The sequence below is a fragment of the Methylobacterium nigriterrae genome (assembly GCF_037106235.1).
GTDB lineage: Bacteria > Pseudomonadota > Alphaproteobacteria > Rhizobiales > Beijerinckiaceae > Methylobacterium > Methylobacterium nigriterrae.
Window position 1 is genome coordinate 1 of record NZ_JBAWTG010000311.1, and the last position, 2,094, is coordinate 2,094.

The 2,094-nt window shown below is 59.1% G+C and carries 1 protein-coding gene and 2 pseudogenes; 1 reads left to right on the forward strand and 2 read right to left on the reverse strand.

Annotated features, from left to right (window positions below; all coding sequences use genetic code 11):
- Window positions 1-217 precede the first annotated feature (217 nt).
- Window positions 218-922: a calcium-binding protein gene (locus tag WDW90_RS36555; RefSeq protein ID WP_336492631.1), complete on the reverse strand. Its 705-nt coding sequence runs from the start codon at window positions 920-922 to the stop codon at window positions 218-220.
- A 692-nt stretch (window positions 923-1,614) separates the two neighbouring features.
- On the opposite strand from WDW90_RS36555, the pseudogene WDW90_RS36560 reads away from it, so the two are divergent.
- A pseudogene (locus WDW90_RS36560) lies at window positions 1,615-1,995 on the forward strand (nuclear transport factor 2 family protein).
- A gap of 13 nt (window positions 1,996-2,008) precedes the next feature.
- On the opposite strand, the pseudogene WDW90_RS36565 reads toward WDW90_RS36560, so the two are convergent.
- A pseudogene (locus tag WDW90_RS36565) lies at window positions 2,009-2,094 on the reverse strand (IS5-like element ISMex42 family transposase); the annotation flags it as partial.

Below are 2,094 nucleotides of genomic sequence, written 5' to 3' on the forward strand. Positions count from 1 at the left end.
GCAGGTCCACAGACAGAGGTGAAGGCATGAGCAAGCTCCTTCATCCGTCAACGCACTACCCGCTAACCCGTCTCAAGCGGCGCGGGACCGGCTCTAGGGCGCGGCCGTAATGCTTCGGGCTTGAGCCGCTCGGCTCGCGTGAATGGTACGAAAACGTGTCACCCGCCGGGCAGACCCGGCGGGAGCATCGCGTGGTTCCGGTTGGACCGGCGTCGTCTCAGTAGAACGAGATGTCACCGTGCGGATCGGCGCCCTTGACCACGATGTCGTGGTAGCTGTGGTCGGCCGCCGAGTTGTAGGTGACGACGTAGTTCCCGTCCTTCTGCCAGATGCTGTAGGAGCCTTCGCTGGGAGCGTCGGTGCCGCTCGCATCGTAGCTGTACGAACCCTTCAGATAGATCTGATCCGTATTGGCGAAATCGTCGATGGTGTCTGACTTGCCCTGGAAGATGTCGCCGGTATCCTTTGTATCGAAGTAGAAGTCGTTGTGACCTCCACCGCCATAGAGATGATCGACGCCAGCGCCACCGTAAAGTTTGTCGTCGCCGTCGCCGCCGTAGAGATAATCGTTGCCCTGGCCGCCGTAGAGCCAATCGTTGCCCGAGCCACCATTCAGGACGTCGTTGCCATAGCCCCCGGAAAGGTGGTCGTTGCCTGGGCCGCCGTTCAGGACGTCGTCGCCATAGCCTCCGTAGAGATGATCGTTGCCGGGACCACCGCCGATGGTGTCGTTGCCATCGCCCCCGTAGAGCCAGTCGTTACCGGCTTGTCCGTGCAACTCATCGTTGCCGGCGCCACCGTAGACTGAGTCGTTACCGTCGCCAGCGAAGATCTTATCATCGCCGCCGTTGCCATAGATTTGATCGTCGTACGAAGTGCCGGTGAGAGTCTCGCCGACATTCAAGCCATTGATGTAAGCCATAACCGTCTACTTTCGAGTTAACACAGTTACATGTCGGTCATAGGAGCACCGCCCTGGGAGCAGAAAGTCGTCTTTACCGCTCCATGAATCCGATCTTGCCAGTGCGTCACTCTGTAAGGTGCCGACGCTCCATAATTAATCATGGAAATAACTTGCGGCTGTGATCGCCGTCACACTGCGCGGTTCAATATTTGTTATTTAGAAGTAGCAAATCTATAATTGTGATAATTTTTACTTTGATGCACAGAAAGCCCGCCGAGTTATTCGGCGGGCTGGCAAGTATCAAGGAGAATGCAGCAGTCGATCAGTTGTGCGGCCCTGTCGAATGCAGGGGAAGCAGACTAGGGTGAGCGAGAGTGCGCAACTGTGAGCGATATCACACAGTGGGGCGCCGCCCGGGATTAAGCCGGTCCCAAAACCGTGGTCCATCGGCGCGCTCACCGGAGATTGCGGAAAGCAGCCGCAAGATGGCACCATTGGAGTGCCGCGCAGCGTTCCAATAGGGCTTGCTCCACCAGACCGTGGCAAGATCGCGGCGTCCTTCGCAGGCCGGGCGTTCTTGAAGCTTCCGACCCTCTCCCCATTCGGCGTTCCCGCTGAAATGGCTCTCCTGCCCCAGCTGGATAGGCTGGTCCGGGCCAGCGCGTGATACAACGGGTGAACGCCGACGGTGATGCGTAAGGAGGCTCGATATGGAAGATCGAGACATGCGAGCGGCACTGGACCGCCACTGGGCCGCCTCCGATGCAAACGATTTCGAGGAGGAGCACAAGATCTACCGAGATGACGCGGTGCTCGAATATCCGCAATAAGGCGAGCGCATCCGCGGGCGGCAGAAGATCCAGTCGTCTCGCGCCGCACAGCCGGACCGGAAACGCTTCAAGGTGCGCCGGATCATCGGCGCGGGCGACCTTTGGGTCACGGAATACGTTCTGACTTATGACGGGCGGCCGTCTTACACCGTGAGCATCATGGAATTCCTCGATGGCAAGGTGGCCCGTGAGACTCAGTATTTCGGCGAACCGTTCGAGCCCGGCCCCTCGCGCGCGCAATGGGTCGAGCAGATGCCTTGAACTCTACGGCCTGTTAGCTCTTGAGCCAGTCCAGAGCGGCTGCGAGCGAGAGAACGCCCATGAAGCTTGAAGCTGTCTTCTCGTAGCGGGTTGCGATGG

Coding starts and splice junctions, on each gene's coding strand:
- WDW90_RS36555 (WP_336492631.1), bottom strand. CDS start 922: ATGGCTTACATCAATGGCTTGAATGTCGGCGAGACTCTCACCGGCACT.